20 protein-coding genes are annotated in these 22,161 nt (G+C 68.1%); 8 read left to right on the top strand and 12 right to left on the bottom strand.

The window, feature by feature from the left end; translation table 11 throughout:
* Positions 1 to 174: 174 nt before the first annotated feature.
* Genes NUV94_01885 through gltX form a run of 4 tightly spaced genes read right to left on the bottom strand, consistent with a single transcriptional unit; the run spans position 175 to position 5,123 of the window.
* Positions 175 to 942: an undecaprenyl-diphosphate phosphatase gene (locus NUV94_01885; protein MCR4391540.1), complete on the bottom strand. Its 768-nt coding sequence runs from the start codon at positions 940 to 942 to the stop codon at positions 175 to 177.
* Positions 881 to 1,711 carry a 4Fe-4S binding protein gene (locus tag NUV94_01880; protein ID MCR4391539.1) on the bottom strand — a complete coding sequence of 277 codons (831 nt, stop codon included), beginning with the start codon at positions 1,709 to 1,711 and terminating at the stop codon, positions 881 to 883. Before NUV94_01880 ends, NUV94_01885 begins: the two co-directional genes overlap by 62 nt.
* Positions 1,708 to 3,813 carry a redoxin domain-containing protein gene (locus NUV94_01875; protein MCR4391538.1) on the bottom strand — a complete coding sequence of 702 codons (2,106 nt, stop codon included), beginning with the start codon at positions 3,811 to 3,813 and terminating at the stop codon, positions 1,708 to 1,710. The genes NUV94_01880 and NUV94_01875 overlap by 4 nt, the downstream gene beginning before the upstream one ends.
* Positions 3,810 to 5,123 carry a glutamate--tRNA ligase gene (gene gltX, locus NUV94_01870; protein MCR4391537.1) on the bottom strand — a complete coding sequence of 438 codons (1,314 nt, stop codon included), beginning with the start codon at positions 5,121 to 5,123 and terminating at the stop codon, positions 3,810 to 3,812. The genes NUV94_01875 and gltX overlap by 4 nt, the downstream gene beginning before the upstream one ends.
* A gap of 91 nt (positions 5,124 to 5,214) precedes the next feature.
* Between gltX and NUV94_01865 the strand changes: the two genes are divergently transcribed.
* The 7 genes from NUV94_01865 (at position 5,215) to NUV94_01835 (ending at position 12,234) form a co-directional block, all read left to right on the top strand.
* Positions 5,215 to 5,484 carry an Lrp/AsnC ligand binding domain-containing protein gene (locus tag NUV94_01865; protein MCR4391536.1) on the top strand — a complete coding sequence of 90 codons (270 nt, stop codon included), beginning with the start codon at positions 5,215 to 5,217 and terminating at the stop codon, positions 5,482 to 5,484.
* Between the two features lie 38 nt (positions 5,485 to 5,522).
* Positions 5,523 to 6,755, top strand: coding sequence for a saccharopine dehydrogenase NADP-binding domain-containing protein (locus NUV94_01860; protein MCR4391535.1), 1,233 nt, complete (start codon positions 5,523 to 5,525; stop codon positions 6,753 to 6,755).
* A 13-nt stretch (positions 6,756 to 6,768) separates the two neighbouring features.
* Positions 6,769 to 7,680, top strand: coding sequence for an ornithine carbamoyltransferase (gene argF, locus NUV94_01855; protein ID MCR4391534.1), 912 nt, complete (start codon positions 6,769 to 6,771; stop codon positions 7,678 to 7,680).
* Between the two features lie 9 nt (positions 7,681 to 7,689).
* Positions 7,690 to 8,883 (top strand): citrate lyase acyl carrier protein, encoded by a 1,194-nt coding sequence (gene citD, locus NUV94_01850; protein ID MCR4391533.1) that lies wholly within the window; start codon positions 7,690 to 7,692, stop codon positions 8,881 to 8,883.
* On the top strand, positions 8,873 to 10,420 hold the full coding sequence (gene citF / locus NUV94_01845; GenBank protein MCR4391532.1) for a citrate lyase subunit alpha: 1,548 nt from the start codon (positions 8,873 to 8,875) through the stop codon (positions 10,418 to 10,420). The genes citD and citF overlap by 11 nt, the downstream gene beginning before the upstream one ends.
* Positions 10,417 to 10,950, top strand: coding sequence for an HD domain-containing protein (locus NUV94_01840; GenBank protein ID MCR4391531.1), 534 nt, complete (start codon positions 10,417 to 10,419; stop codon positions 10,948 to 10,950). The genes citF and NUV94_01840 overlap by 4 nt, the downstream gene beginning before the upstream one ends.
* An 84-nt stretch (positions 10,951 to 11,034) precedes the next feature.
* On the top strand, positions 11,035 to 12,234 hold the full coding sequence (locus NUV94_01835) for a 3-isopropylmalate dehydratase large subunit (protein MCR4391530.1): 1,200 nt from the start codon (positions 11,035 to 11,037) through the stop codon (positions 12,232 to 12,234).
* A gap of 18 nt (positions 12,235 to 12,252) precedes the next feature.
* Here NUV94_01835 and NUV94_01830 read toward each other — a convergent pair whose 3' ends face one another.
* Together NUV94_01830 and NUV94_01825 are read right to left on the bottom strand one after the other, a co-directional pair.
* The gene (locus NUV94_01830) at positions 12,253 to 13,947 is read right to left on the bottom strand and encodes a S49 family peptidase (protein MCR4391529.1); all 1,695 of its coding nucleotides are present in this window, start codon (positions 13,945 to 13,947) and stop codon (positions 12,253 to 12,255) included.
* Positions 13,948 to 14,021: 74 nt separating this feature from the next.
* Entirely contained in the window at positions 14,022 to 15,470 is a 1,449-nt protein-coding gene (locus NUV94_01825) for a glycine--tRNA ligase (GenBank protein MCR4391528.1), read from the bottom strand.
* Positions 15,471 to 15,673: 203 nt separating this feature from the next.
* On the opposite strand from NUV94_01825, the gene NUV94_01820 reads away from it, so the two are divergent.
* A complete protein-coding gene (locus tag NUV94_01820) occupies positions 15,674 to 16,549 on the top strand; it encodes a diacylglycerol kinase family lipid kinase (protein ID MCR4391527.1) in 876 nt (291 codons plus the stop codon).
* Positions 16,550 to 16,587: 38 nt separating this feature from the next.
* On the opposite strand, the gene NUV94_01815 is transcribed toward NUV94_01820, so the two are convergent.
* The 6 genes from NUV94_01815 to NUV94_01790 all read right to left on the bottom strand — a co-directional run bounded on the left by NUV94_01815 (position 16,588) and on the right by NUV94_01790 (position 21,870).
* Positions 16,588 to 17,370 carry an ABC transporter permease gene (locus NUV94_01815; protein MCR4391526.1) on the bottom strand — a complete coding sequence of 261 codons (783 nt, stop codon included), beginning with the start codon at positions 17,368 to 17,370 and terminating at the stop codon, positions 16,588 to 16,590.
* A complete protein-coding gene (locus tag NUV94_01810) occupies positions 17,367 to 18,383 on the bottom strand; it encodes an ATP-binding cassette domain-containing protein (protein MCR4391525.1) in 1,017 nt (338 codons plus the stop codon). The genes NUV94_01815 and NUV94_01810 overlap by 4 nt, the downstream gene beginning before the upstream one ends.
* A 3-nt stretch (positions 18,384 to 18,386) precedes the next feature.
* Positions 18,387 to 18,830: a PadR family transcriptional regulator gene (locus NUV94_01805; protein ID MCR4391524.1), complete on the bottom strand. Its 444-nt coding sequence runs from the start codon at positions 18,828 to 18,830 to the stop codon at positions 18,387 to 18,389.
* 34 nt (positions 18,831 to 18,864) lie between these two features.
* On the bottom strand, positions 18,865 to 19,356 hold the full coding sequence (locus NUV94_01800) for a hypothetical protein (GenBank protein MCR4391523.1): 492 nt from the start codon (positions 19,354 to 19,356) through the stop codon (positions 18,865 to 18,867).
* A gap of 820 nt (positions 19,357 to 20,176) precedes the next feature.
* Positions 20,177 to 20,923 (bottom strand): glycosyltransferase, encoded by a 747-nt coding sequence (locus tag NUV94_01795; GenBank protein MCR4391522.1) that lies wholly within the window; start codon positions 20,921 to 20,923, stop codon positions 20,177 to 20,179.
* Positions 20,920 to 21,870, bottom strand: a complete 951-nt coding sequence (locus tag NUV94_01790; protein MCR4391521.1) for a radical SAM protein — start codon at positions 21,868 to 21,870, stop codon at positions 20,920 to 20,922. The genes NUV94_01795 and NUV94_01790 overlap by 4 nt, the downstream gene beginning before the upstream one ends.
* Between the last annotated feature and the right edge of the window lie 291 nt (positions 21,871 to 22,161).

The following is a 22,161-nucleotide window of genomic DNA, read 5'->3' as shown; positions in this document are numbered from 1 at the left end:
CCTTCCTCATGGGCGGGTCACGGTCCGCGTCCACCGGTCCCAGTCTCCACGACAAGGTCATCTGGACCAATGAACCGTGGTCACAAGCCGTGGGATACGGGGAAGTTCAGGAACGGGTTCTTTTCCCGGTGCCGAGGGCCACCAGGGCCAGCGGCCCGGGTCATCTGTCCCGGGTCAACCGACGAGGATCGCCGTGACCCCCACTGCCATGCAGTAGAGGGCGAACGGCCACAGCCGCAGCGACCGGACGGCGGCGAGGAAGAACCGGATCGCCGCGAGGCCCCCGGCGAACGCGGTCGCCGCCCCCACAGCGAGTCCGCCCCAGTCCATGGCCTCAAGCCCGCGGGTTGTGACCAGGGCGAACGCCCCGCCCCCGGCGATGGCGGGGACGGACAGGAGAAAGGAAAACCGCACCGCTTCCCGTGGGGTCAAGCCGGTCCCGAGGCCGGCGGCCACGGTGGCCCCGGACCGGGACAACCCGGGGAGGATCGCCGCGGCCTGGGCCAGCCCCACCACGATCGCATCGCCGGCCCGAGGCTGCTCTCGGCGGGTCCGCCGCCCCCACCAGCCGGCCCCGGCGAGCAGGGCCGCGGTGACGATCAGCATCCACCCCACCAAGGCCGGCGCGGAAAACGCCCGCTCCACCACGCCCCGCGCTCCCACGCCCACCACCGCGATGGGCACGGTACCAAGGACGAGGAGCCCGAGGTACCGGCGCTCCCCCCGCCCACGCCGCAGGCTGCGGGTGGCGAGCGTCCACAGATCGCCTCGGAAGTAGACCAGCACCGCAACCAAGGTCCCCAGGTGCGCTGCTGCCTCCAGCGCCACCCCCGGGGAAGCGACCCCGAGCAGCTCCTGGGCCAGGACGAGGTGCCCGGAGCTACTGACGGGGAGGAACTCGGTCAGCCCTTGCACTAGCCCCAGAAGCGCGTAGCGGAACACGTCCTCCCACCCCAGGCAAGGAGAATCCGATGGACAGCGCCCCCGCCTTGCAGACGGGCACGCACTCCCCGCACTTGATGCAGTCCGGGGAGTTGATGTCCCGATGGGGTTCGATCCCCATCGGGCAGGCCTGGACACAGAGTCCACACTGCCCGCAGCGATCGGCCCGCAGCCGAAGGCCGAACAAGCTCACCCGGTTGAACACGGACAGCACCGCTCCCATCGGGCACAGGTAGCGACACCAGAACCGGGACACGAGGGCCATGCCGACCAGGGTACCGGCCAGGGTCCCCATGTGCACGAGGAACGGCGTGTTCACCTGGGCCACCCCGAGCCCTAGGTACGGCAGCGACGCCGTGAGCGACGCCGCCGGGCACAGCTTGCAGAACCAGGTATCCGCGAGGTTCCACGCCGCCACCCCCGTGCCCACCAGGACCAGGAACTTCAGCGGAGAAAGCGCGCGCCGGAAACGACCCTTGCGGAAGGCGAGGAGGTCGTTGACCGTGCCGAACGGACAGAACCACCCGCACCAACCCCGCCCGAGGGCGAGCCCGTACGCGGCCACCGCCCCCACCAGGTAGAACGGCACCGTGCCGGCGATGATCAGGTTCTGCATGAGGCCGATCGGGCACACCGTGATCGCCAGCGGACAGGCGTAGCAGTGGAGGCCGGGGAAGAGGAGGTGGGTCATGCCGATCCCGGTCACGCCGAACACGCCCAGGAGCACGCCCAGCCCCTGGGTTCCCCGGCGCAGGTAGCGGAGCCTCATCGGCCCGCCTCCCGGAGGAGCGCCAGCAGGCGCGCCCCGAGGTGGTGGGTGCCGAACAGGACCTGGCTCGTCTCCACGACGAGGATGGCCGGGACCACCAGGCGCCCGGAGCGGCTCACGCCCGCCGCCTCGGCCCGGGCCGGTTCCTCCTCGGCGTCCACCAGCTCTACCTCCAGGAAGGGGCTCGCCTGGGCCATCTGCTCGACGAGGGAGATCGCGTAGGGGCAGGACCGGCACCATGGGGCATGGAACACCACCAGGTGCACGGGCCGGGCGAGCTCGGCCAAGGTGGCCCTGGCTTCCCGGGACAGGACCGGAAGCTCGGCGTGGACCTCCTCGATCCCCACGCAGGACGTGCACAGCACCGCCCCGATGAGCTGGGCCTGGCGGGACTGGCCGAAGAAGACCCCGGCGGCCAGCGCCGCCCCGGCCACGAGGAGGAGGACGAGGCCCGCCCCGGACAGGCCGCGGCCCCACAGGAACCAACCCACCACCACCCCCACCCCGAGGAGCAAAAGCAGCCACCACGGGCTCCAGGCCCGGCGGGCGGCCGTCGGCGCCACCCCTATGGCCAGCGTCGTCCCCGCTGCCTGGGACATTTGAAAACACGAATCGCCAATGCAGTAGTGGTAAAGGATGTCGATCGTGATCAGGATATTCCCTTGAGCCACGCCCTCGGCCGCGGTGAGGGTGAGGTCGGCCGTGCGCTCGCCGAACGGGGGGATGTCGCCCACCTCCAGAGGCGGGGCGGTGATCCCCTCCGGCGGGCCATGGATGCGCACGCGTAGTTCCTCGGCGAGGTAGGGCGAGGTGTTGGCGAGCTTGACCGCGAGCACGGTGTCGCCCCCGGGGAGGACGCCGACCTCGGTCGGGACTTGCACTTCCAGGATGGGCTTCGGCGGTCCCCGCACCTCCGGCAGGGCCACCGGCGGCGCCTCAGGGGGGAGTTCCTCGGCGCGGGGCTCCGCGAGGAGCTCGGCCACCGCGCGTTCGAGCTCATCCCCCATAGGGTCGCGGAATCGGATGACCCCGCGGCGATCGATGAGGAACGAGGTCGGAATCTGGTACACCCGGTACAGCTCGGCCACGGGGTTGTCCCAGCTCTTCCCCTCGAAGCTCAGGGGCCAGCGGATGCCCTGGGAGGACAACACCGCCCGCAGGTCGCGCTCGCTCGTGTCCAGGCTCACCCCCACGATCTCGAACCCCTGGTCCCGGAACCGCTCGTACACCTCCTTCAGGTGGGGGAGCTCCTGCATGCACGGCCCGCACCAGGTGGCCCAAAAATCCAAGAGCACCACCTTCCCCTTGAACTCGGACAGGGCCAGGGACTTGCCGTCCGGGAACGTGGAGAACCGGAAATCGGGGGCGGGATGGCCGGGGATGAGCGGCACCTTGGGCGGCACGTACGCGGTGGGCGCGAGGAGAACCCAGCTCCCGGACGGGGACACCTGGGCCAGGCCGAAGCTCGTCTTGCCCACGGTGAACGCCTCCCCGAGCGTAAACCGCTCGTGGCCGTCGGGATCGCCGTGGATGACCCCATCCCCGTCCCCGTCCACCGCGTAGAAGTCGTCCTTGGTGCCGAACACCCCGTCCAGGTCCCCATCCACCAGCACGAACGTCACCCGCTTCCCGTCGACCACGAGCTCTCCCCGTCGGGGTGCGCCGCCCACGAGGTACACGTAGCCCCGCCCCTCCGGCCACACCACCGTGAGCGGGTACGGCGCACCTCCTGCCGGCGCGGCGAGGAGCTCGAGCTTCCAGACCACGCGGCCGTTGCCCCGGAGGCCGGGGACCGCCTCCTCGGGGGTGATCCGTCCGTCCCGGTCTCTGTCCACCCACAAGCCGGCCTCTCCGTCCGACCTGACCCCAAGGACCATGGCATACCGGTGGCTGCCCAGGGCGACGTCGCCCCACTGGGCCATCGCCAGGGCCGGCCCGGAAAAGTTCACGTCCCGCGACAACGTGGGGTGGAGCCGGAACGCCAGCACCGCCTGGGCCCAACCCCCGAGGGCTTCCGGAGAAACGGGTTCCAATTGGATCTCTTGGGCCAAGGCCATCGGGATAACGCCGCACAGCGAGAGCACGAGAAGCGCTCGTCTCACCGCTCCGTCCTTTCTTGGCACCGGGCAGCCGCGGCGCGGAGGCGGGCGGCCACGATCTCCGGGCCGGCCAGGGCCAGGACGTCGAACAGGCCCGGCCCGACCCGGGACCCGGTGACCGCGATCCGCATCGGCAGCGCCACCGCCTTCAGGGGAAGCCCCAGCTCGTCGAGGGCTCCCCGCACGGCCGCCTCCAGGGCCGACGGGGACGGGTCGGTCACAGCGGCCACCACCTCCGCGAGCCGCGCGAGCGCCGGAGCAAGCTCGGGGGTGAAGAACCCGCGGTCGTCCTCGGGCAGCGGGACCTCCCCGGGGAACAAGAACCGGGCCGACCGGGCCATTTCCACCAGGGTCCGGCTCCGGTCGCGGAGGAGCTCCGCCGCCCGCAGGAGGCGCGCCTCGCCCAGCGCGGCCACGGCGTCCGGGGTGGCCACCCCCCCCACGACCACGAACTCCGCAAGGAGGGCGGCCAGGCGGGGCAGATCCACGCGGCGGAGCCACTCGTGGTTGAGCCAAAGGAGCTTCTGCTCGTCGAACACCGCCGCCGAGGTGCCGACAGCGTCGAGGTCGAAGAACGCGATCAGCTCGTCGCGGGTGAACACCTCCTGATCACCGTGGGACCAGCCCAGGCGGGCAAGGAAGTTGACGAGCGCCTCGGGCAGGATCCCCCGCCGTCGGTACTCGAGCACGGACAAGGCCCCGTGCCGCTTGGCGAGCTTGGTCTTGTCCGGTCCCAGGATGAGAGGGATGTGGGCGAAGATCGGGGGGTCCCATCCCAACGCCCGATAGAGGAGGAGCTGCTTGGGCGTGTTGTTGAGGTGCTCGTCGCCCCGGATGACGTGGGTGATGCCCATGTCGCGGTCATCCACCACGCACGCGAAGTTGTAGGTGGGGGTGCCGTCGGACCGGAGGATCACCAGGTCCTTGAGTTCCTGATTCTGGAACTGCACTTGCCCGGCGAGCTGGTCCTCGACGACCGTCACGCCGTCCTTGGGGACGCGGAACCACACCGCTCCGTCCGCCTCGTAGGCGGCGCCCCGACGCAGGAGTTCCGCCGCGGCACGACGATGGACCTCCACCCGATCCGTCTGGCGGTAGAACTCGTCCCAGTCGAGGCCCAGCCAGCGCATGGAGGCGATGATCTGGTCGATGGCTTCGTCGGTGGACCGGGTGCGGTCGGTGTCCTCGATCCTGAGGATGAAGGTCCCCTTGTGGTGGCGGGCGAACAACCAGTTGAACAAGGCGGTGCGGGCCCCCCCGACGTGGAGGTATCCGGTGGGGCTGGGGGCAAACCGTACGCGTACGTCGCTCATACCCGCGCATTGTACCGCCCGTTACACTCAGGCCCAAGGATTTTGCCCACGGGAAGGAGCCCGGCTAACATGGGGAGTAAAGGGGGGAAGAATGGCAGTCTCAGCGTACGTGTTGATTCGCTGCCGCGGCGCTACCGAGGGGAAGGTGGCGGAGATCATCCGCCATAAGCCCCACGTCAAACGGGTGGACACGGTATTCGGTGACTACGACATCATCGCGTACCTGGAGTTCGAGGAGCTCCCGTCCAGCTTTTCCGTGGCTGAACTCAACCACATCGTCACCGAAGAGATCCGCAAGGTGGAGGGCGTTTCCTCCACCAGCACCCACATCGTGACCACCAAGTACGCGGAGCGCGAATAGCAGGACCGGAGGCGCAGCAACCGGAGAGGAGTGGAAGGATGAAGGTCCTTGTGTTCGGGGGCACGGGGAAGATCGGGGCGGCGGTGGCGTGGGACCTGGCCAGGGAAGCCACGGTGGAGACGGTAGGCCTCGTCGCCCGATCAAAAGCGGCGCTGGAACGGACGAAGCGGTGGATCGGCAGTCCCAAGATCCGGCTGCACCAGGTGGACGCAAGCGGGCCGGAGGCCCAGCGGGCCATGGCCGAGTACGACGTGGGCGTGATCGCCCTCCCCGACCGGCGCACCAGCTACAAGGTCGCCCACCTGGCCATCGAAAACGGGCTCCACATCGTGGACATGCTCGAGGAATACCACCGGCGGCCGGACGCGTACGAGACAGAGGGGCTGGAGACACCGCCGGGGATGTCGGCTGCCGAGTACGGGGAATGGCTGCACGGGCAAGCGGTGAAGAACGAGGTCACCTTCCTCGACGGGATTGGGTTCGCCCCTGGGCTCTCCAACATCACCGTCGGGGAAGGCATCCGTAAGCTGGATCGCGCGGAGTCGGCGATCGCCCGGGTCGGGGGAATCCCGGCCAAGGCTGCCGCCGCCCGCCATCCCCTGCGGTACATGGTCACCTGGGCGTTCGATCACGTCCTACGCGAGTACATGATCAAGGTCCAGGTGATCACGGAGGGCAAGGTGGTGGAAGTGGACGCCCTCACCGACCGGGAGCGGTTCCGGTTCCGCCAGTTCGGCGTGGACGAGGAGCTGGAGTGCGCCATCACCCCAGGGATGCCCTCGTTCATCTACACCCGGCCAGAGCTCCGCGAGTTCGCGGAGAAGACGATCCGTTGGCCCGGCCACTACCAGGCCATCGACGTCCTCAAGGAGTGCGGCCTCCTCGACCTGACCCCGGTGCGGGTGGGCCGAAAGGAGGTCGTCCCCCGCGAGTTCCTGTCGCACCTGCTCACGCCCAAGCTCCAGCCGGGCCCGGAGGACACCGACGTGTGCGTGATGTGGAACACGGTCCAGGGCACCAAGGGCGGCCGCAGGGCCCGCATCGACTACTACCTGTGGGACGAAGCGGACCGGGAGACCGGGATCTCCTCCATGGCCCGGGTCACCGGGTTCGCGGCGGCGATCGGGGCCCGGTTCGTGGGGGCAGGCAAGATCAAGGCCACGGGCATCGTCGCCCCGGAGGACGCGATCGCCGGCGACCTCTATGCGGAGTTCATCGCCGAGCTCGCCAAGCGCCGGATCGTGGTCCGCGAGATCTTGTCCGTCCAATAGGGAGGTGAAGCCCGTGAAACGCGATCTCGTATCCCTTGCGGATTGGTCGACTGAGGAGATCTGGGAGGTCCGCGACCTCGCCGCCCACCTGAAGCGGGAGCTCAGGAGCGGGATCTCTCACGAGCACGTGCTCCGCGGCAAGACCCTGGCGATGATCTTCCAGAAGCCGTCCTTGCGCACCCGCGTCTCGTTCGAGGTGGGGATGACCCAGCTCGGGGGCCACGCCCTCTGCCTCGGGCCGGATGACATCAGGCTCGGCGAGCGGGAGACCATCGAGGACATCGCGATCGTCCTCTCCCAGTACGTGGACGGGATCATGGCCCGCGTGTTCGAGCACGAGATCGTCGAGGAGTTGGCGCGCTACGCCACCGTGCCCGTGATCAACGGGCTGTCGGACCTCCTCCATCCCTGTCAGGCGCTCGCGGACATGCTCACGATCTGGGAGAAGAAGCGGGAGCTCCGGGGGCTGACGATCGCGTTCGTCGGGGACGGGAACAACGTTGCCCACTCCCTGATCAACGCCTCGGCCAAGCTGGGCCTTCGGTTCCGCATCGCCTGTCCCGCCGGCTACGAGCCCAAGCCCGAGATCGTGGACGCGGCCCGGGCGCTGGGGGCCGAGGTGGAGATCCTCTACGACCCGAAGCAGGCCGCCCGGGGGGCGGATGTGCTGTACGCCGACGTGTGGACGAGCATGGGCCAGGAGAAGAGCGCCGAGGAGCGGCGGCACGCGTTCCAGGGGTTCACGATCGACCTCAACCTCCTGGAGATGGCCAAGCCTGGGGCCCTCGTGATGCACTGCCTGCCTGCCCACTACGGGGAGGAGATCACCTACGAGGCGTCCCGGGCCCCGGGGTCGGTGATCTTCGATCAGGCCGCCAACCGCCTCCACGCCCAGAAGGCGGTCCTGGCGCTCTTGCTGGCGTAGGAGGGGCCGATGCGACTGGAACGGGAAGCGATCGCTGGCACCGAGGAACGATCGGACGCCCTGGTGCGGGTGCGCCCGGGAGAAGGGCTGACCATCGCCGTGCGCTCCAAGTCCGGCCCCATGTACCAGGAGCGCATCGAGGCCGTGGTTCGGGAAACCCTGACCCGTTACGGGGTGGGCGGGGCGGCGGTGGAGGTGATCGAGGCCGGGGCCTACGACCACGTGATCGCGGCCCGGGTCGAGGCAGCGCTCGCGCGGGCCACCGGTGGTGGGGAGGCGTTCCATCAACCGCTCCCGCTCGTCGCCACCCGCCAAGCCACGGCCCGCGACCGCCTGCGCCGCAGCCGCCTCTATGTCCCCGGCGGGAACGCCCGGTTGCTCGCGTTCGCCGAGTCGTTCGGGCCGGACTGCCTGCTCCTCGACCTCGAGGACGCGGTAGCCCCAGGGGAGAAGGACGCGGCCCGGTTCCTGGTGCGGCGGACCCTGGCGACGATGGACTTCGGTGGGACCGAGCTGTGGGTGCGCATCAACCCCCTCGACCGGGGCGGACGGGAGGACCTCAGGGTGGTGGTCGGTGGTCGGCCCCACGGGGTTTGTCTCCCCAAAGCGGAGTCCCCGGTCCAGGTGACGGAACTGGCCGGGCTCCTCTACGAGCTCGAAGGCCGGTACGGTCTGCCGTGGCGCCTGTGGATCATGCCGATCGTCGAGTCCCCCCGCGGGGTGCTCGCCGCGTTCGACATCGCCCAGGCCTCGGAGCGGGTGGTCTGTCTCGCGTTCGGGGCCGAGGACTACACCCGCGAAGTGGGCTGCAGCCGGTCCGGGGAAGCCCTTCTGTGGGCGCGGTCCCACCTCGTGGCCGCGGCCAAGGCCGCTGGGGTCCAGGCTTCGGACACGGTGTTCCCCGACGTCGAGGACGAGGCCGGCCTGCGCGTCGAGACCCTGAGCGCGAGGAACCTCGGGTTCGACGGGAAGGGCGTGATCCATCCGTTGCAGATCGACTCCGTGCACGAGGTGTTCGCCCCCAGCCCCGACGAGGTGGCGTGGGCCCGCGGGGTGGTGGAAGCGGCCGAGGCCGCGGAGGAACAGGGCCTGGGGGCGGTCACGTACCAGGGGCGGTTGGTGGACCGGCCGGTGCTCCTGCGCGCGAAGAGGACGCTCGCCATGGCCCAGGCCCTGGGGATGGAGGTGGGCAATGCCGGTTAACGCTGTGGGTCGGGAGATCCCTGAGACCATCGCCGGGAAACCGGTGCGTCCGTTCCAGGGGGCGTTCGCCACCGTGCCCCAGGGCCACCGGGTCGGGGGGCCGCTCAAGACCACCCGCCCGGGGGCGGGCAAGCTCGCCCCGAGCCTGGAGGAGGCGATCCGCCGCTCTGGGCTCAGGGACGGGATGACCATCTCCTTCCACCACTGCTTCCGCGACGGGGACAAGCTGGTGCTCCAGGTGGTGGACACCTGCGCCCGCCTCGGGATCAAGGACCTGCGGCTGTTCGCCACCGCCCTGTTCCCTTGCCACGAGCCCCTCGTCCGGCACATCCAGGACGGGGTGCTCACCCGCATCGAGGGTTCGATGAACGGCCCGATCGGGGCCTACGTGTCCCAGGGCGGGAAGCTCAAGGAACCTCCGGTGCTCCGCTCCCACGGCGGTCGGTGGCGGGCGGTGGCCTGCGGCGAGGTCAAGATCGACGTCGCGTTCATCGCCGCCTCCGAGGCCGACCCATACGGCAACGCCAACGGGATCCACGGTCCCAACGCGTGCGGGCCGATCTCGTTCTCGGTGATCGATTCCTGGTGTGCCGACCACGTGGTGGTGGTCACCGATAACCTCGTACCGTATCCGGCAGTGCCCCCCACGATCGAGCAGGGGTACGTGGACCAGGTGGCGGTGGTGGACCAGGTCGGCGACCCGGCCGGGATCGTCACCGGCACCCTGCGCGTCACCCGCTCGCCCACCGAGCTCAGGATCGCCAAGCTCGCCGTAGACGCGGTGGCCGCCGCAGGGCTGATCCGGGAGGGGATGAGCTTCCAGGCCGGCGCCGGGGGGACTTCGCTCGCTGCCCAGGAGATCCTCGCCCGCAAGATGGCGAGAGCCGGTGTGCACGCGGCGTTCGCCATCGGTGGGACGACGAAGTACCTGGTGGCGATGCTCAAGGAGGGCCTGGTGAGGACGATCCTCGATGGCCAGGCGTTCGATGGCGAGGCCGTGGAGTCCCTGCGCACAAATCCGCGGCACCAGCCGATCACCCCTGGGTTCTACGCCGACTACAACTCCCTCGGGTGCGCCACGTACATGCTGGACTTCGCGTTCCTCGGAGGGACCGAGGTCGACCTCGCGTTCAACGTCAACGTGAACACCCACTCCGACGGACAGCTTCTCCATGGGATCGGTGGGCACCAGGACGTGGCCGCCGGGGCCCGCGTGACGGTGATCACCATGCCCACCCTGCGCGGCCGGGTGCCGATGATCCGGGACCAGGTTGCCACCGTCACCGCCCCCGGCGAGGTGATCGACCTCGTGGTCACCGAGCGGGGGATCGCCGTGAACCCGCGCCGCCCGGACCTCGCCGAGGACCTCAGGCGGGCGGGGCTCCCGGTGCGAACCCTTGAGGAGATGAAGGCGGCGGCGGAGCGGCTGGTGGGGAAAGGGAAGAGCCCGATATTCGGCGACGAGATCGTGGGCGTGATCCAGTGGCGGGACGGCACGATCATCGACGTGGTGCGGAAGGTGGAGGGTTGGGCATGAACGAGGAAATCAGGAAGCTCCTGCCAGAGGTGGATTGGATCGAGGACCGGACGCTCCGGGACGCGGTGTTGGACACGTACGCCCGGGCCCTGGCCGAGGGCGGCTGGAAGCCAGCGGACATGGCGCGGATGCCGTTCACCCTGCTCAAGGCCTCGGGCATCAGCTACCTCGAGCACGTGCGGGCGGTGACCAAGATCGCCCGTGCCGCGTACGACACGTTTCGCGAGGAGTTTGGCGACCGGGTGCCCCTGAACCGCGACGTGCTCATCGCCGGGGCCCTCCTCCACGACGTGGGCAAGCTCGTGGAAGTTGCGGAGGCAGGAGGCAAGTTCCAGAAGTCCCGGTCCGGGAAGGCGCTGCGGCACCCGTTCTCTGGTGCGGCCCTCGCCTACGCGGCCGGGCTCCCCCCAGAGGTGGTGCACATCATCGCCGTGCACTCCAAGGAAGGAGACCCGTACCCCCGCTCCCCAGAGGGGGCGGTGGTTCACCACGCCGACTTCATCACGTTCGACACCATCCAAGGGCCGTGATCGGTGACGGGTAAGCCGAAGGAGGAGCTAGTGGGCAAGACGTTTGCGGAGAAGGTACTGGCGAAGAAGGCGGGGCTTGCCGAGGTGGAGCCGGGCCAGATCGTGACCGCGCGGCCGGACCTCGGGATGTCCCACGACAACACCGCGGCCATCGTCCAGCTCTTCCACAAGATCGGCCTCAAACGGGTGAAGGAGCCGGGGAAGTTCGTGGTGATCCTCGACCACGTGGTCCCGGCAGCGAGCGTGGAGTACGCCCAGAACCACAAGGACATCCGCGAGTTCGTGCGCGAACAGGGAATCCGGTTCTACGACGTCGGCCGCGGCGTCTGCCACCAGGTGGTGGTGGAGGAAGGGTTAGCTCGACCGGGGGACCTCATCCTCGGGGCGGACTCCCATACCCCGACGTATGGGGCGCTGGGTGCGTTCTCGGCCGGCATCGGCCGCTCCGAGATGGCCGCCCTGTGGGCGACGGGCGAGCTGTGGCTCAAGGTGCCGACGAGCTTCAGGATCGAGCTCGAGGGGGAGCTCCCTGAGCTGGTGACGGCCAAGGATGTGATCCTATACTTGATCGGCAAGCTCGGCGCTGACGGAGCCCTGTATCGGTCGGTGGAGTTCGCCGGTTCGATCGTGGAGAGGATGGGCATCCCCGACCGGATGGTGATGGCGAACATGGCCGCGGAGATGGGGGCCAAGAACGCGTTCATCGCTCCCGACGAGACCACGTTCGCCTACCTCGCCGACCGGACCAAGGATGCGTTCACCCCCATCTACCCCGACCCCGATGCGGTGTACGAGAAAGTGATGCGGTTCGACGTGGGCGACCTCGAGCCCCAGGTGGCCTGTCCGCCGGACGTGGACCACGTAGTGCCGATCTCCCAAGTGGCGGGGAAGAAGGTGGACCAGGTCGTGTTGGGAACGTGCACCAACGGGCGGATCGAGGACCTGCGCCTGGCAGCCGAGGTGATGTCCGGGCGGCCGGTGGCGGATGGGGTCCGGATGATCGTGCTCCCCGCATCGCAGGAGGTGTGGTTGCAGGCGGCGGAGGAGGGGCTGCTCGCCGAGTTCGTGGCCGCCGGGGCACTCGTGCTCAACCCGGGCTGCGGACCGTGCTTGGGGGCCCATCAGGGGATCCTCGCCCCGGGGGAGGTGGGTCTCGCCACCTCCAACCGCAACTTCAAGGGGCGGATGGGGTCACCGGAGGCGGAGCTGTACCTGGGGTCGCCGGCGGTGGCGGCCGCGGCGGCGGTGACGGGGAAGATCACCGATCCCCGCGCGCTGGGGTAGCAAGGGCCCACGCGCGGCTCACGGTCCTTCGCCCTCGTCGGACCACAGGAGCGGGCATAGGAGGAGCGGGCCAGCGCGCTCCAGGGCGCGCAACCCCTCCAGGGCATACTCCAGGAGCGTTGCCCGTTCTTGAGCCGGTGCCAGCCACCGCTTGCCCACCTTGACCTCCCGCGCCGGTGCCCGCGGGTGCAGCCCGGCCAGGGTCCGGGCCCTGGCCAGCGCCGCCTCGACCCCGCCCAGCTCGTCCACCAGGCCCCGTTCCCGTGCCTGCCGGCCCGTCCACACGCGGCCGCGACCGCTGATGTCCAGCGCTTCCCGCGACAGGCGGCGCGCGTCCTGCACCCGGTCCACGAACACGTCGTAGGTGCGGTGAATGCTCTCCCAGACCTTCTTTCGTTCCTCATCGCTGAACGGCCGTCCGGGGTCGTAGAACGCGGCGTGCTGCCCGCGGGTGATCAGTTCCCGGTGGGACCGGAGCTTATCGAGGAGGCCTGCGGTGACGATCTTCGCGGCGAGGACGCCGATGGACCCGGTGATGGTCCCCGGCTGGGCCACGATCCAGCACGCCGGGGTAGCCACGTAGTAGCCTCCGGACCCGGCCACCGCCCCCATCGCCACCACCACCGGCTTCTTCGCCGCGAGCTTGCTCAGGGCCGCGGCCATCGCTTCCGACGCCGTGGCCGAGCCGCCGCCGGAGTCAACGTACACCACCACCGCCGCCGCACGCCTGTCGGCCAGGGCCCGGCGTGCCTCCTGGACCACGGTGAGGTCCCCGGCGCGGGGTCCCCCCACGAGCGGCACCCGCACCGGGGGCTTCCACGGCGGCCGCCGGCTCCGGCCGTCCACGATGGTCCCCTCGATCCGGAGCACAGCCACATAGCGGCCTGGACGGGGAAGGGGCGGCCGCCGCACGCGCGGGCGCGCCTCCTCCCACGGGAGCAGGCGGGCCGGACGGTTGGCGGTCCCCAGGTATGCCGGCAGGTCCTCCTCGCGGGCCAGGCGGTCCACCGCCCCTGCCTCCACCGCCCCAAGGTCGGTGTACGGCGCGTTGTCCACGAGCGCCGTGGCGCGGCCCTCGTCCATGCGCCGCCCAGTGGCAATGCCCTGGAGGAGCTGAGCGTAGCGGTCGTCCATGAGCCAGTCCACCATCTCCCGCATCTCCGCGGACATGCTGCTCCGGGCCACCGTGTCGAAGGCCGTCTTGTACGGACTGATCTGGACCACATCGGCCTGGATCCCCAGATGCTCCAGGGCATCGGCCAGGAACAGGAACCCCTGCCGGAGCCCAAGCGGGGCGATCCCCCCGCCGGGCTGCAGCAGGATCTCGTCGGCGGCGCAGGCCACGTAGTAGCTGGCGGTGTCGTACCGGGTAGACCAAGCCACCACCCGTTTCCCAGCCGCTTGAAGCTCCGCGATCAGGTCGCGCAGCGTTTGCAGCTGCGGGAGAGGCATGTCCAAGAACCGCAAGTTGAGCACCACGCCCCGCACGCGCGGGTCGCCGGCCACGGCGCGGAACCGCTCGGCCAGGTCCTGGAGGCTCGTCTCGGGCGGGAACAGCTTGCGCTGGACGAAACCGGCCCGCGGGGGGCGAAGGTCGGGGTACGTGCCGTCGAGGACGAACAGCACGTAGTCCGGGGCCCACCGCAGCCGACGATGGAGGTTAGCAAGCTTCCACACCCCATACCGCAGGGCAAACGCGATGTAACCGAGCATGTCCTCGTTCCCCTTTCACGTGGGCGCGGCCCGCGCCGGCTCGCCCATCCCCACGCCCACCACGGAAGCGTCCCCTACACCGGCCCCAGCTTCTCCCGCAGGAACGTCACCAACTCCTTGGCTGCCACCCGCTCCTGGAGGGTGGTGTCGCGGTCGCGCACGGTGACCGTCCCATCCTTCAGGGTCTGGCTGTCCACGGTTATGCAGAACGGCGTTCCCGACTCGTCCTGACGCCGGTAGCGGCGGCCGATGGAGCCCTTCTCGTCGTAGAACGCGTTCCAGTGGCGTTTGAGCTCGCGGTAGATGTCCATCGCCACCTCCGGCATCCCGTCACGCTTGACGAGCGGGAACACCGCCACCTTGACCGGGCTCAAACGCGGATGGAGCTTCAGGACTACCCGGGGTTGAGGGACGCCGTTCTCGTCAGGAACAACATCCTCGGCGTACGCCTCGCACAGGAACGCGAGCACCGACCGATCCACTCCGGCCGAGGGCTCGATCACATGGGGGATCAGGCGCTCCTGGGTCTCCTCGTCGAAGTAGGTGAGGTCCTTCCCGCTCCCCGGGTGCCGGGGTTTCCCGTCCGGGCCCAGCTCCACCACGAGCTCGTCCCCTTGCCGGACGAGCTTGCCCTCCATGTGGCTGCGGAGGTCGAAGTCGCCGCGGTGCGCGATCCCCTCAAGCTCGCCGAACTCGCCCTGGGGAAGGAACGGGAACGCGTATTCGATGTCGGCGGTACCGCAACTGTAATGGCTGAGCTCCTCTCGGCCGTGCTCGCGCAGGCGGAGCCTCTCGCTGGAGAGCCCCAGGGACACGTACCACTGGAACCGACGGTCCCGCCAGTACGCGTACCACTGGGGGGACTCCGCCGGGCGGCAGAAGAACTCGATCTCCATCTGCTCGAACTCGCGGGAACGAAACGTGAAGTAGCGGGGGGTGATCTCGTTGCGGAAGCTTTTGCCGGTCTGGGCGATGCCAAACGGGAGCTTCACCCGGGCCGTGGCCAGCACGTTCTTGAAGTTGACGAACATCCCCTGGGCCGTCTCCGGCCGCAGGAACGCCTCCGACTCCGGGTCCACCAACGCCCCGACGTAGGTCCTGAACATGAGGTTGAACTCCCGCGGCTCGGTGAGGTCACAGGCGGTGTGCTCACCGGGGTGCTTGCTTGGCTTGAGCGGGCATTGGCCGGTTTGGAGCTGATCGGCGCGGAACCGGGCTTTGCAGTGGCGGCAGTCCACGAGCATGTCGTGGAACAGATCGTAGTGGCCGCTTGCCTTCCACACCTGGGGATGCATGATGATCGTCGTTTCCAGGCCGACCATCGCGTACGCCGACGGCATCCCCGGGGGCGGGGTGGTGTCGTCGTGGCCGGTGACCATGTCCCGCCACCACGCTTCCTTGACATTCCGTTTGAGCTCTACCCCGAGGGGGCCGTAGTCCCAGAACCCGCCGATTCCTCCGTAGATCTCGCTCGATTGAAAAATGAACCCCCGCCGTTTACACAGCGAAACGACCTTGTCCATCAAGTCCTGTTTGTTGTTCATAGGCTCATCCCTTACCCGGGCACCGGGATGTGTGTCGAGGTCCTAGACTACCGGAGGCCGGCCTCAGGGACAACCCGATGCCCGGGGCCACCGGAGGCAGTAGGGTTCATGTGATCTACCCAAACCTGTCTGTGTGGGCACGGTTGGTGTTATCTCGATCGCACTCGGTGTAGAATTCGCCCATGAACCAGGCATTCGTGATCCTCAATCCGGCGGCGGATCGCGGCCGGGCCGGCACAAGGGAAACGGAGCTGCGCAACGCCCTTGACCAGATGGGTCTCAAAGCCACCATCGTCCGCACCGAGCGGCCCGGACACGGGGCGGAGCTCGCCCGCGCGGCGGTGGCCTGGGGCGCATCCCTGGTGGTGGCCGCGGGGGGCGACGGGACGATCAACGAGGTGGCCCAGGGTCTGGTGGGCACAACCGTCCCGTTGGGGATCCTACCCATGGGCTCGGGAAACGACTACATCCGGGTCATGGGCATTCCCAAGGATCTGTCTGCGGCAGCCGCTCTCTTGGCCAAGGGGCACGTGCGCACGGTGGACGTGGCAGAGGCCGCTGACCGTTTCTACCTTAACTCCTTCGGCATGGGCATCGAGGGCCAGATCGCCGCGGACTACCGGCGCATGCGCATCCTCAAGGGGGAGATCGGGTACCTGTACGCCACCATCCTGGAGGTGGTGCGCTTCCGCTCTTTTCACGCCGAGGTGCAGGGCGACGGGTGGGCGTTCTCCGGAAAGCTCCTGTCCGTGTCGGTCATGAACGGCCCTTACGCCGGGGGCGGATTCCGCCTCGCCCCGCAGGCGGCGATCGACGACGGGACGGTCGACGTCGGACTCATCGGCAACTACCCACGCCTGGTCCGGTTCTGGGTGCTCCCCAAGACCCGGGATGGCAGCTATCTCAAGCTCGCCCGGGTGCAAGCGAGGAAGGCGCAGCGGATCTCGATCAGAAGCGACCGGCCGCTTCCGGTGCACATGGATGGGGAGCTCCTCCCGGAGCGGGTGCGCGACCTCGAGGTGGCGCTGCGGCCGGCGGCGCTGCGGGTGGTGGCCTAGCACCTCGGGAGGACATCCGCGAGTCACCGGCCTGTCCCTCATTCCACCGTCGCCCGCCGGAAGGTCCACTGGGCCACCAGGGCGGCGAGAGCGGCCAGCCCCACGGTGATCCCGATCCCGGAGGCCATGCCACCCCAGTTCCAGCCCACGATGGCGAGCTCCCGGATCGGCGTCACGGCGTGGGTGACGGGGTTAACCCGGGCGATGGCCGCCAGCCACCCCGGCATCGCCTCTTTCGGGAACAGGGCGTTGCTGGTGAACATCACGGGGAGCGTGAGGAAGTTGACCACGGCCATCAGCGTCTCCTGGGTCTTCAAGATGGCGGACAGGGTGAGGGAAATGCCGCTCAAGATCATGCTGAACACCATGGCGATGAGGAGGATCACGACCACGCCGCCCGGACCGGTGGCGAACCGCACCCCAAACCCGGTGGCGATGAGCACGATGATCAGCACCTGGATCCCCCCCTGGACCGCCGCAGCGAGCATCTTCCCGAGCGGGATCGCCCCCCGCGAGATCGGGGCTGCCAGGAGCTTCTCCAGGTACCCGATGCGTCTATCCCACACGATGGACATGCCTGAGAACACCCCGCCAAAGAGGACGGTCATGAGGACGATCCCCGGGGTCATGAACGCCAGGTAGCTCCCCGTCCCGAGCAACTGTTGGATGTAGGGGTTGGCGGTGAGCCCCTGCATCATGTTCCCCATGAGCCCCAGCCACAGGACGGGCTGGACCAACGTCACCGCCAGGCGCACCCGGGCACGGAAGAACTTGACGAGCTCCCGCCAGGCCACGTACCAGACATCGGCCAAGAACGTCATCTTCGGGCCCTCCTCTGCATCCGGCGGGACTTGAAGATCTCCTCGCGCGTCCCTTCCGCCTCCCGGATCTCCTGGCCGGTGTAGTGGAGGTACACGTCGTCCAGGGTGGGGCGCTTGAGGCGCACGGAGGCGATCCCCACCCCATGCCGGGTGGCTACGGCCACGATCTCCGGGATGAGCCGGTCGCCGTGCTGCTCGACCACGATCCGATGGATGCCGTCCTCGCCCCCCTTCACCTCCCGCACCCCGGGGAGGGCGCGGACGGCGGAGAGCACCCCGTCCAGCCTCCCGTCCTCGGCGGCGAAGCGGACGGTGATAAGGTCGCCGCCGATCCCGGCCTTAAGCGCGCCGGGGGTGTCCAGGGCCACGATCCGCCCGCGGTCGATGATCGCTACCCGATCGGAGAGGGCGTCCGCCTCCTCCATGTAGTGGGTGGTGAGGAAGATGGTCATCGCGTGCTCCTCCCTAAGCCGCTCGATGTACTCCCAGATGGTCTTCCGGGTCTGGACGTCAAGGCCCAACGTGGGCTCGTCCAAGAACAGGATCTTGGGGCGGTGGATGAGGGCGCACGCGATGTCCAGGCGCTTGAGCATCCCACCGGAGTAGGTCTCGGCCAGGTCCTTCCTCCTCTCCCACAGGCCGAAGAGCTGGAGCACCTCCTCCCCGCGCCGTCGGATCTCCGCCCGGGGGAGGTGGTAGAACCGCCCTTGAAGGCAGAGGTTCTCCCAGCCGGTGAGGCGGTCGTCCACCGCTGTCTCCTGGGCGGCGTAGCCGATGGTCCGTTTCACCACCCCGGGATCGCGGTGCACGTCCACGCCCTGGACGCGGATCGTCCCGGCGGTGGGCTTAAGGAGGCCGACCACGCACTTGATGGTGGTGGACTTTCCGGCCCCGTTGGGGCCCAGGAACCCGAAGATCTCCCGCGCCTCGACGGAGAAGGAGACCCCATCCACCGCCCGGACCCCCCCGCGGTACACCTTGACCAAGCCCTCGACCTCGATCGCGTAGGCCATTCCTCACTCCCCGACGAGGGCGGAGAGGCGCTGCCCAGCCTCCTCGAGGATCCCCGCGGCCTCCCGGCCCTTGCCGGCGGCGATCGCTTCGTGCAGGAGGGCGGCGAGCCGGGGCATGATGCGGAGGGGGTGGGCCCGGTCCCCGAACGCCTCCAGGACCGCCTTCTCCGTGGTCCCCAGGGCCCGCAGCCACTCTTCTTTGCGCTCGGAGCCCCGGGAGAGGGCGGCCAGGCCGGCCTCGGTCAGCGACCACACCGTCTTGTGGTCCTCGACCCGCCCTTGGATGAGGCCTTGGTCGGAGAGGAGCTGGAGCAAGGGGTAGATAGAGCCCGGGGAGGGGCGCCATCCGATCCTCTCCTCCACGGCCTTCATGACCTCGTAGCCGCTCCGTTCCCGCTCCGAGAGGACCCGGAGCACCCAGTACTTGAGCATCCCCCGTGCGAACATCCTTCCTCCTTCGGTTCCGATATATCGGACCCGATTATAGCTCGGGAAGCGCCTTGGTCAAGCGCTTGATTGACGATGCTGTAGATCCCGGGAAGAGGACGTTCGTCTTCCGGCCGCTCCCGGAACACCTCCTCGAGAAGCCCGACCAGGCTCCCGGGGATCCAGGTGCGGCTCTTGAGCTCCTCCCCAAGGCGGAGACCGAGGCCCGCAGGGCATCCACAAGCGGCCCTTCCCTGAGCACGACCATCTCCCCGGTGTCGATGTCGCACGCCACCGCCGCGAACGGGATGGAAAGCTCCTCGATCCGTACGTCCCCCAACACGGAGCGCAGGTACTTCCTGAGCTCGCCCCCTGAGCTCAGCCCAGCCCGGGGAAACGTGGGGAGGAAACTGCGGACCACCTTCGGCAGGTCGGTGTTCAGCCACTCCTGTTCGATTCGTTCCACAGACACCCCTGCAGCGTAGGCCCCGCCCACTCTCGCCCCACCGGAGGCGAACGCCACAGCTCCATCGATCGGCAGGCCCATGATGCCGAAGATGCCGGCATAGGCACCCTCGGCGATCCCGATGGCACCAGGGGTCAGCCAGGAGAAGAGGGAGGAAATGGTGCTGAGGGCAAAGAAAAGGACAAGCTCTTGGAGCGAGAGAATTTGCCCGTAGGCGAAAGCGAAAAAGATGAGCGGGGCTAGCGCATTGAGCCCTATCGAAAGGGTAATCCGGCACCGTTGGCAACCGCTCCCCGGCGACCAGATAGGGCTTTTCGGACGTCGCCTTCGATCTCGAGGAGCATCTGACTCCCCCCCTCCAGGAAGGCCCAGCGGGGGAGGAAACGGCGGACGAAGGCCAGGCACGACGTGGAGGACAGGGGGGAGCCCGCTCCGCAGCCCCACTACGCCAGCCCCAACCAACAGAGCTGCCACCCCTGCCGCGAAGAGGACCTTCTCGACAACAATCGTGGCCATTCATGTCCTTGTGCCGAAAATCTCCGGGAACCCAGAAGCGCCCGTACGGGCTCGCCCGCGAGGTAACATGAAGGGATCAAGTATCCTAATGCATAGCCCCCGGACATGATTCCGAAGGTGGAGGAAAACGAAGGGCGTATCCCGTGGGCTCGGAGCAGTGCCCTCCATCCTTCCACCCCGCAGGAGAAACTGGCCCCGAAGTTGAGAAGGAGCGCGGCGATGCCCGTCGCCCCCAAGCCCCCCATCCGGGCGAGGATGGCCATGGGGCGGGCCATCCACACCACCGCGAAGACGAGGCCTACCCCCAGGGCCAGGGAGAGGAAGAGCGCTTTGTTCGTCCATGCCCTTTCCATGGCCGTGTGCACCAGTGGAAAAACCTTCGGCATCAGAGGCCCTTTTCTCCCAGGAGTACTCGTCCTGCCATGCGGAAACCATCCCCGATCAACGTCAATGTCCAAGGGCTCAGCGGCCGCACCTTGCGGGCGGAGGTCCATACAACGAGGTCCGGCAGATACCGAACCTTGCCCAAGCGACGCAGTTTTGACCCCAGGAGGATGTCCTCTGAGGAGGCGTAGATGTGGCCGCTCCTGAGGGAGCGAAAGCCACGCACTTTATGGAAGGCGTCCCGTCGGAGTGCAAAGTTAGCCCCCGAGAACAACGGAACCCTCGTGCGCCAAGCCATCCTTTGCCCGACCACCACCCCGATCTCGAGAACGGGCAACAGGTGGTTCCCCAAAACCGTGGGCGCCGAAGACGGCTTGGCCTGGAATGGGCCGAACACCGCGATCACTTCTGGGTCTTCTTCGAACGCTCGGTGGATCCGCGCAAGCCAGTCAGGTGGAACCACCGTATCCGCGTCGGTAGCGGCGATGATGTCCGCCCGCGCCGCCTGGAAACCCGCCTCCCTCGCGTAGCCTGGCCCTCGCCGAGGTTCGTGGATCACCCGGGCGCCGTAGCTTCGCGCGACGGAGACGGTTGCGTCTGAGGAGCCGTTGTCGACCACGATGACCTCGAAATCGGAGAAGGTCTGATGGGCCAGGCTCGCCAAACACTCCCCGATCTCTCGCTCCTCATTGAGCGCCGGCACCACCACGCTGACCTTGGGCCACCGGTTCAAGCTCAGGTGCCTCATCGCCCTTCGCCACCCCCCCGGAGGTACTCGTGGTCCCACACCGGATCGAGAGCCGCTGCGCAGGCCCGGTCATACTCCCGGAGCCCCTGAACATAGGCCGGGGCCAAAAGCGCTCTCTCCGCCTCGCGGTTGATGGGCTTCGGCCGGTGTTTCTCGACGAGCGAAAGGAGGAAGTCGAAACGATCCCGGTGAGGACAGGGCAAGATGAGGTTCTTGGTTTCCTGAGGCTTGGTCTTATAGCCGTAGCTCTTCTGCCAGCTGCGGATCTCCTTAAAGAAGGGGATCTCCATGAGGTCCGTGATGGTGCCGCCCCGCTCGTAGACCTCGTAGATGTTGATCGCGGCATAGGGGATGAACACACACGGGGTAACGTCCCCATTCCAATTGATGTAGAAGTAGCCGGCCTGCCTTCCAGCGGCAAGGCAGCCGTGCACCGCCGTCCCGGAGTTCCAAAAGTCCATGAGGAAGACCTTCTTCTCTCGGATCACCTGCCACATCCGCCGCTGGAGCCGCAACCGCTGTTCAGGGGTGATCATGAGGGAGAGGTCGTAGCTCTTGCCGATCGGCATGTACTGGAAGATCCAGCCGTACAGCGCTCCCTGCTCCTCAAAGTAGAACTCCACCACCTCATCGGACAGGAGTTCGTCGCAGTTTTCCCGGGTGGCGGTCATGGAGACGCCGAACGGGACCCCCGCTGTGCGGAGGTTCTGGAAGGCGTCCATAACCTCGCCGAACACGCCCTTCCCCCGGCGCTCTTCCGTCGTCGCCATTTTTCCTTCCACCGAGATGGCCGGGGCCATGTTGCCCAGTTCCCCCATCCGCCTGGCGGTTTTCTCATCGATCAGGGTGCCGTTGGTGTAGACGAGGAAGTACATGTCGAGGTGCCGCCCTGCGATATCGAGGAGGTCTTTGTCATCGCTTCTGTACAGGAACGGCTCCCCGCCCAAAGCTCCTTCATCTCCCGGAGGATCCGGTCGAAGGTGGCGAAGTTCAACGTTTGTGGCTGGGCCTCGGTCCCGGCGTAGCAACCCACGCAATCGAGGTTGCAGGCGCGGGTGGGGCTGATGGCGATGAAGCCGGGCGGGGAATATCCGTGCTTCTCCTTGAATTCCTCAAGGGGAGGGGTTTTCCCCAGGTAATTGCACACAAGCCGGACAAAGGCCCGCCTGGCCGGTTTGCCCACCTGCCCATTCCTCAACACGCGATCAAAAGAGTAGATAAGCGCCCGCAAAGTCAGC

It is taken from the genome of Candidatus Acetothermia bacterium, from assembly GCA_024653305.1.
Lineage (GTDB): Bacteria > Bipolaricaulota > Bipolaricaulia > Bipolaricaulales > Bipolaricaulaceae > JACIWI01.
Note: the sequence above shows the minus strand (reverse complement) of the source record. Positions and strands in the feature narration are given on the sequence as shown.

Coding starts and splice junctions, on each gene's coding strand:
- NUV94_01880 (MCR4391539.1), bottom strand. CDS start 1,711: ATGAGGCTCCGCTACCTGCGCCGGGGAACCCAGGGGCTGGGCGTGCTC.
- gltX (MCR4391537.1), bottom strand. CDS start 5,123: ATGAGCGACGTACGCGTACGGTTTGCCCCCAGCCCCACCGGATACCTC.
- NUV94_01865 (MCR4391536.1), top strand. CDS start 5,215: ATGGCAGTCTCAGCGTACGTGTTGATTCGCTGCCGCGGCGCTACCGAG.
- NUV94_01860 (MCR4391535.1), top strand. CDS start 5,523: ATGAAGGTCCTTGTGTTCGGGGGCACGGGGAAGATCGGGGCGGCGGTG.
- citD (MCR4391533.1), top strand. CDS start 7,690: ATGCGACTGGAACGGGAAGCGATCGCTGGCACCGAGGAACGATCGGAC.
- citF (MCR4391532.1), top strand. CDS start 8,873: ATGCCGGTTAACGCTGTGGGTCGGGAGATCCCTGAGACCATCGCCGGG.
- NUV94_01840 (MCR4391531.1), top strand. CDS start 10,417: ATGAACGAGGAAATCAGGAAGCTCCTGCCAGAGGTGGATTGGATCGAG.
- NUV94_01830 (MCR4391529.1), bottom strand. CDS start 13,947: ATGCTCGGTTACATCGCGTTTGCCCTGCGGTATGGGGTGTGGAAGCTT.
- NUV94_01825 (MCR4391528.1), bottom strand. CDS start 15,470: ATGGACAAGGTCGTTTCGCTGTGTAAACGGCGGGGGTTCATTTTTCAA.
- NUV94_01820 (MCR4391527.1), top strand. CDS start 15,674: ATGAACCAGGCATTCGTGATCCTCAATCCGGCGGCGGATCGCGGCCGG.
- NUV94_01815 (MCR4391526.1), bottom strand. CDS start 17,370: ATGACGTTCTTGGCCGATGTCTGGTACGTGGCCTGGCGGGAGCTCGTC.
- NUV94_01810 (MCR4391525.1), bottom strand. CDS start 18,383: ATGGCCTACGCGATCGAGGTCGAGGGCTTGGTCAAGGTGTACCGCGGG.
- NUV94_01805 (MCR4391524.1), bottom strand. CDS start 18,830: ATGTTCGCACGGGGGATGCTCAAGTACTGGGTGCTCCGGGTCCTCTCG.
- NUV94_01800 (MCR4391523.1), bottom strand. CDS start 19,356: ATGGGCCTGCCGATCGATGGAGCTGTGGCGTTCGCCTCCGGTGGGGCG.
- NUV94_01795 (MCR4391522.1), bottom strand. CDS start 20,923: ATGAGGCACCTGAGCTTGAACCGGTGGCCCAAGGTCAGCGTGGTGGTG.